Origin of the sequence: Sulfurimonas sp. (assembly GCF_032250635.1) — a bacterium.
Lineage (GTDB): Bacteria > Campylobacterota > Campylobacteria > Campylobacterales > Sulfurimonadaceae > Sulfurimonas.
In genome coordinates, this window is sequence record NZ_JAVVFL010000133.1 from 1 (window position 1) to 6,363 (window position 6,363).

Below are 6,363 nucleotides of genomic sequence, written 5' to 3' on the forward strand. Positions count from 1 at the left end.
AAGATTTTGAACTTTGCCAATATTTCCCGCAAATGTGAAGTGAACTTTTTCATCTTTACTAAATTCAAAAGGTTCTAGCTCTTTGTTAAACTCATCCGCCCAGTTTGGTGCATAAAGTATCTCTTTATTTTCTTTCAAATATGGCGTTATTTTTTGCTCAAAACCCTTTGCGGAAATGGCAAAATTTGATGTGTATCTATAAACATATCTTACAAAACTATTTAAGAAAAATTCTAATACCTTACTTTTTTTAAATCCATAAGCATATACACTATCGGGCCAGATATCTTGTATCCAAAGAGTTACAGATTTTTTATAGAACTGCCTTAATATTGTAGCTGGAACCATTCCTGTCAATGCCCCAACATCAAAACCGAAAACATAGTCATACTTCTTACCAATTTTTAGACTTACTAGACTTCCCAAAAACATAAAAGTAAAATATTTTAAAAATTTTTTAAATAAGCTTGTTTTATATCCCGTTACAGCCTTAACCCTATGAATAATAATTCCATTCCAAAGCTCTTTTGAGTACCAACTATTTTTGTGTTTTTCAAATATTTCACCATAAGGATATGTGGGATTTTGTGTTAGAACATCTACATCATAACCTTTGTTTTTCCACTCCAACGCAACTTCATTAATCTTAAACTCTTCAGGATAAAAGTACTCAGTTACGATTAATATTTTTTTAGTATTGTCCATAAAGTTCTCTATTTTTATGTATTAGACGAGCCATGTTCTCTATCATCTCATCATAATCAGGAATACTATAATTCATCTCTTTTCTAGTGTCTATAAAACTCTTGTCTACTTCTTTTCCGTCAACTGCAATGATTTCTATATCTTTTTTAGTGTATTTTTTAAATAGATTCAGTAAGTCATTTTTATTTATAGATTTATTATTAGTTACATGGTATAAACCGGTAATTTCATTTTCAATAGCCCATTGCACAGCTTTTGCAAGTTCGAGTGTTGTAACTCCAGACCAAATAGCTTTTGTAAAACCATTAATACTGCCTGATTGCTTCATGAACCAGTGAAATAACTCTTCCCCATCTGATTTTAGCTCAGGACCTACTACGGATGTACGAAGTGTTAAATGCTTGTCATTTATAATTTCCCCAAGTCCCTTTGTTTTTGCATAAGTATCTTTACCATCTTTTTCATCTGTTTCGATATAAGGTTCTTTTTTATTTCCTGAAAAAACACAATCCGTTGAAATATGTATAAATTTTGCACCTATCTCATCTGCTAACCTTACCAATCGATGAGGGAGATATGCATTTATAAAGATTGCATTCTCTGGATTTGTATTTGCTCCATTAATCAGAATACCTACACAATTGATAATATATTGAGGCTTTATATCTTTTATAGTGTCAACTAATTTTTTTTCATCTCTAACATCCAATAAAATCGTATCATCTTGCAATTTTTTTCTATAAGAGATATTTGACAATTCATAGTCACTATTTGATTTTAAATAATTATATACCTGATGACCGATAAGACCTGTTGAGCCTAAAACTAAAACTTTTTTTTTCATTTTATATATCTTTATGCCAAACTGTTCTATTTACATAATCTGTATAAGATAATATTATTCTTAATATTTTTTTAGACACATTATCTGTCTCATAATCTCTTACAGGTTTTATTGTTCTTTTGCTTTCACTGTTATGTTTCGTAGCAACTTCAACTGCTTCTAAAACTCTAGTTTTATTAAGTCCAGACATAATGACGGTAGTCTCATCCATGCCTTCTGGTCTTTCATGGGCCTGACGGATAGTCACAGCAGGAAGATTTAAAATAGATCCTTCTTCTGCTATTGTTCCACTATCTGAAATTACACAAAAAGCGTTAAGCTGAAGATTGTTGTATTCATGAAAACCATATGGTTTTGAAAATCTTATGAGCGGATTTTTATCTTCATACCCTATCTCTTCAAGTTTTTTTCGAGTTCTTGGATGTGTAGAAATAATAATTGGCATTTTATATTTTTTTGTTAACTCTTCTATTGAATCTAAAAGATCACTAAAATTTTTAGGAGAATCAACATTTTCTTCTCTATGAATACTCATAACTATATATTCTTTAGACGTTAAATTTTCTTTTTTCAGAATATCGCTCGATAAAATTTTATCCATATTGGCATTTAAAACTTCCATCATAGGTGAACCTGTTTTGATTACTGTTTCAGGCTTGATTCCCTCTGCGATTAAATAGTCTCGTGCTTGTTCCGAAAGTGGCAGATTAATATCACTCAAATGATCTACTATCTTTCGATTTATTTCCTCTGGCACTCTTTGATCAAAACATCTATTTCCTGCTTCCATATGGAAAATTGGTATTTTTCTTTTTTTAGCTGGTATTACACTCAGACAACTATTTGTATCACCATATATTAAAAGAGCATCAGGTTGTATTTGTTCAAAAATTTTATCTGCTTTTGCAATTATGTCACCTATCGTTTCAGAAGGCGTGCCTTTAATAGCCTCTAAAAAATAATCTGGTTTTCTTATATCTAACTGCTCAAAAAAAAGTTCGTTTAGTTCATAATCATAATTTTGCCCTGTATGAACAATAATATGCTCCGTAAATTTATCAAGCTCTTTCATTACCTGACTTAATTTGATTATTTCTGGTCTAGTACCAACGATTGTCATAACTTTCATTTTTTATATCTCCTTATTTTTATTAAATTCTTCTAAATCTTCTTTTATTTCTCTAAGATTTAAAAGCATGCTTTTAAGCTCTTCTTCATCTAATCTTTTTGTATTATGTGAATGATAATCTGTAATTTCAACTATCACTTCACCCTCTTCGAAAAATTTCCCATAGTTTAAACCTCTGTTATCCGCAGGTATTCTAAAATACTCTCCCATATCCACAGCATGCACCATCTCTTCTCGTGTTAGAAGTGTTTCATAGAGCTTCTCACCATGTCTTGTGCCTATAACATTGATTTTATGCTCTGGTTTTCCTAGCATATTTTTCAAAGTGTTTGCAAGTAGCCCAACAGTTGCTGCAGGTGCCTTTTGTACAAAAATATCTCCATTTTTTCCATTTTTAAATGCGAACATTACCAAGTCCACTGCATCATCCAAACTCATCATAAACCGTGTCATATTTGGGTCGGTGATGGTTATCTCTTTATCTTTTCTTATCTGATCTATAAAGAGCGGTATAACAGAACCTCTTGAAGCCATTACATTTCCATATCTTGTACAGCAGATGACAGTTTCGTTATCTCTTACATTTCTACTTTTGGCAACTGCAACTTTTTCCATCATAGCCTTGCTTATGCCCATAGCATTTATAGGGTAAACCGCTTTGTCCGTGCTTAAAACTATCACATTTTTTACTCTATATTTTATGGCTACATTGAGCACATTTTCAGTACCTATGATATTTGTTTGAACTGCCTGCATTGGGTAAAATTCGCAAGACGGGACTTGCTTAAGAGCTGCCGCATGAAATATATAATCAACTCCCTTTATAGCATCATCTAAAGAGTTTATATCTCTTACATCTCCAAGATAAAACTTCACCTTGTCGTTGTTGTACTTTTTACGCATGTCATCTTGCTTCAACTCATCACGAGAAAATATTCTTATCTCTTGTATGTCTGTATTTAAAAAGTTTCGCAAAACCGCATTTCCAAACGAACCTGTCCCACCTGTGATTAGTAATATTTTATTTTTGAACATTTTTATCCTTTTGTCTTGTGATATATTCATTGTCTTTCATCTTTTTTCCCACTCAAAAGAACTTTTACATATCAATTCTAGATTATTATATTTTGGTTTCCAATTCATCTTGGTCTTAATCTTTGTATTATCGGAGATGAGTGCTGCTGGGTCGCCTGCTCTTCGAGGGGCACTATTAACAGTAAACTTCACACTTGTTACAGTTTGCATAGTTTCGATAACTTCTTTTACGGAATACCCCTGTCCATATCCAATATTAAATACATCGCTTGAATTATTCTCTAAATATTCCATAGCTTTAATATGTGCATTTGCTAAATCATCAACATGAATATAATCTCTTACTCCTGTCCCATCTTTTGTGTTAAAATCATTCCCAAAAATAGCCATTTTTTCTCTTTTACCACATGCACATTCACTAGCTATTTTTATCAAATGTGTTGCATTTGGAAAAGACTGACCTATTCTAGGCTTCAATTGCTCATCTTCATAATTAACATCCGCACCCGCTACATTGAAATATCTAAATATTATATATTTAAAATCACTACAAGCTTTGGCTGTATCTTCCAATACTTTCTCACTCATTAACTTACTCATACCATAAGGGTTTATAGGTTTTGTAAGAAACTCTTCATCCACTCCGTTGAGAGGAAGGTATGTTGGTTCTCCATAAACTGCAGCTGTACTTGAAAAAATAAACTTATTCACTTTGTTCTCAACTGCACAATTTATGAGGTTTGTCGTATTGACTGTATTATTCAGGTAGTATTTTAAAGGGTTTTCAACCGATTCAGGAACAACTATAGATGCTGCAAAATGGAGTATGGTATCAATATTATTTTCTTTTAAAATCATATTAACGCTATCAAACTCTTTTAAATCTAACTCTATAAATTTAAAATCTCTAACTTTTCCCAAGCTGTCTAAAGTCTGATGGCTTCCAGTTGATAAATTGTCAAGCACTACTATGGTATAACTTGTAGTTTCTAATAACTGTTTTACTACATGTGAACCTATATATCCTGCTCCCCCAGTAACTAGTATATTCATATCTTACAATCCTTTATGATTTTGATTATATCTAAATATTTTTTTGCCCTAGTTTGTGCAGTTTCAAAAGTTTGAAGTTTATTTATTCCCTTTTTTACCAATTCTTCTTGTAATGTTTTGTCGTTCATAATCATGATGATTTTTTCTGATGTATCTTTGGGGTCTAATGCATCAAAATACAAAGCACTATCTCCACAAATATCTCTGGCAAAAGAAAAATCAGATGACAATAGCGGCTTTTTCATTTTCATACTCTCAGGATAAACTGCACTAAAAGTTTCCAAAAGCGAAGTTGATATGACAGCATCCGTCTGATTATAAAGTGATGGACATGAGTATTGAGGAACAGGACCAACATTGATTACTTTACTTCTAGAACCTACATCAAAAACTTCAGTATAACTTTGTTCGTCAATAGTCACTATAAACTTTATGTTGTAATTTTGCAAATATTTTATAGCTTTGTTGATAATGCTTAAGTTTTTTGATGGATGGTTATGTGCCACATACAACAGCCTAAACTCATCATCAGGTTTAGCAGGTAACTTAATATAGTATTTATTATTTTCAGATAAATACTGAGTATCTGAAAATACATTACTAAATGTGTTGCCTACTACAAAAAAATTGCTTTTATTTTTCTTCATCATAGTTGATAATTTACTTGCGGCATCATTCGTTTCTAAAACATAAAAATCAGCATCTCTATGAAGATAATGTAATTTGTACTTTATAGCTAATCTCATTTTAATTCTTCTGAAAAAAGAGAGTCTATCAAAAGCAATAGAATCGGGATTATAAACCCAGCCATCGGCAAAACCTAGCAAATGAAGTGCTTTTGGTCTCCAATAAGCTGGTCCAAATACTGTAAAAACAACATCTGGATTAATTTCTTTTTCAAAATTATTTAAGATTGAAACTATTTTTTTTCTAGTCAATAATTTAGATGGGCTCTTATCTATGATATAAAAATTAAAATTATTTCCGAATAATTTTTTATCTAATTGTCGTTCAATTTCCAGTGATAAAAAAATATGATACTCATTGGTATCTAGTGTTATTAGTTCGTTAATAAATGATAGTGCAACTTGTACACCACCACCAAAATATAATGTCGAAGTATTAATTAATATTTTCATTTTTCCTCAATGTTAAATAATTTTTTTTGTCAAATTCAACTCTTTATTTTTTGGAGATTTCAAAAAAGGGATAATAAAAAATGGCCAGAAAATAAAAAAAGCTGGGCTATTAAAAGCATGCACTACTATCATAGATATAAATATACAAACCATAATTAATTTCATATCAAAATATTTATCAGCTTCTTTAGAAGACATAAACAAAGGTAATAAAATTATTATAAGTAAACCTACTAATGGCAAAATTCCTCCCTCTGCATAAAGTTGAAAGATGTAACTTTCTGCAACCTCTAAATCTTGATTTTCTCTATTTGTTTTTGTGCCAAAACCATTGCCTACTATGAGGTTAGTTTCTTGTATAATTTGGTTGTATCTATCTAAGCGAGAATCTTCATTCTCCTGTTCTATTATTTGATCAATGGATAATGTTCGTTCTAATATTCTTATATCAGAACTAA

Annotated in this window: 6 protein-coding genes and 1 pseudogene; all 7 read right to left on the reverse strand. The window is 31.0% G+C overall.

The genetic code is table 11. The features are described from left to right. A pseudogene (locus RQ763_RS08470) lies at positions 1-705 on the reverse strand (glycosyltransferase WbuB); the annotation flags it as partial. After that, positions 692-1,549, reverse strand: a complete 858-nt coding sequence (locus RQ763_RS08475; protein ID WP_314152358.1) for an SDR family oxidoreductase — start codon at positions 1,547-1,549, stop codon at positions 692-694. The pseudogene RQ763_RS08470 and the gene RQ763_RS08475, both read right to left, overlap by 14 nt. Before the next feature lies 1 nt (position 1,550). Next, positions 1,551-2,678 (reverse strand): non-hydrolyzing UDP-N-acetylglucosamine 2-epimerase, encoded by a 1,128-nt coding sequence (gene wecB, locus RQ763_RS08480; RefSeq protein ID WP_314152359.1) that lies wholly within the window; start codon positions 2,676-2,678, stop codon positions 1,551-1,553. 3 nt (positions 2,679-2,681) lie between these two features. Beyond that, positions 2,682-3,713 carry a polysaccharide biosynthesis protein gene (locus tag RQ763_RS08485; protein WP_314152360.1) on the reverse strand — a complete coding sequence of 344 codons (1,032 nt, stop codon included), beginning with the start codon at positions 3,711-3,713 and terminating at the stop codon, positions 2,682-2,684. A 36-nt stretch (positions 3,714-3,749) separates the two neighbouring features. Continuing rightward, complete coding sequence (gene galE, locus RQ763_RS08490) at positions 3,750-4,766, reverse strand: UDP-glucose 4-epimerase GalE (RefSeq protein ID WP_314152362.1); 1,017 nt, start codon at positions 4,764-4,766, stop codon at positions 3,750-3,752. Next, positions 4,763-5,905: a glycosyltransferase gene (locus RQ763_RS08495; protein ID WP_314152363.1), complete on the reverse strand. Its 1,143-nt coding sequence runs from the start codon at positions 5,903-5,905 to the stop codon at positions 4,763-4,765. The genes galE and RQ763_RS08495 overlap by 4 nt, the downstream gene beginning before the upstream one ends. Positions 5,906-5,917: 12 nt before the next feature. Further along, positions 5,918-6,363: hypothetical protein (locus tag RQ763_RS08500; RefSeq protein WP_314152364.1), on the reverse strand; the 446-nt coding region annotated here is incomplete at its 5' end.

Coding starts and splice junctions, on each gene's coding strand:
- RQ763_RS08485 (WP_314152360.1), bottom strand. CDS start 3,713: ATGTTCAAAAATAAAATATTACTAATCACAGGTGGGACAGGTTCGTTT.
- RQ763_RS08475 (WP_314152358.1), bottom strand. CDS start 1,549: ATGAAAAAAAAAGTTTTAGTTTTAGGCTCAACAGGTCTTATCGGTCAT.
- galE (WP_314152362.1), bottom strand. CDS start 4,766: ATGAATATACTAGTTACTGGGGGAGCAGGATATATAGGTTCACATGTA.
- wecB (WP_314152359.1), bottom strand. CDS start 2,678: ATGAAAGTTATGACAATCGTTGGTACTAGACCAGAAATAATCAAATTA.
- RQ763_RS08495 (WP_314152363.1), bottom strand. CDS start 5,905: ATGAAAATATTAATTAATACTTCGACATTATATTTTGGTGGTGGTGTA.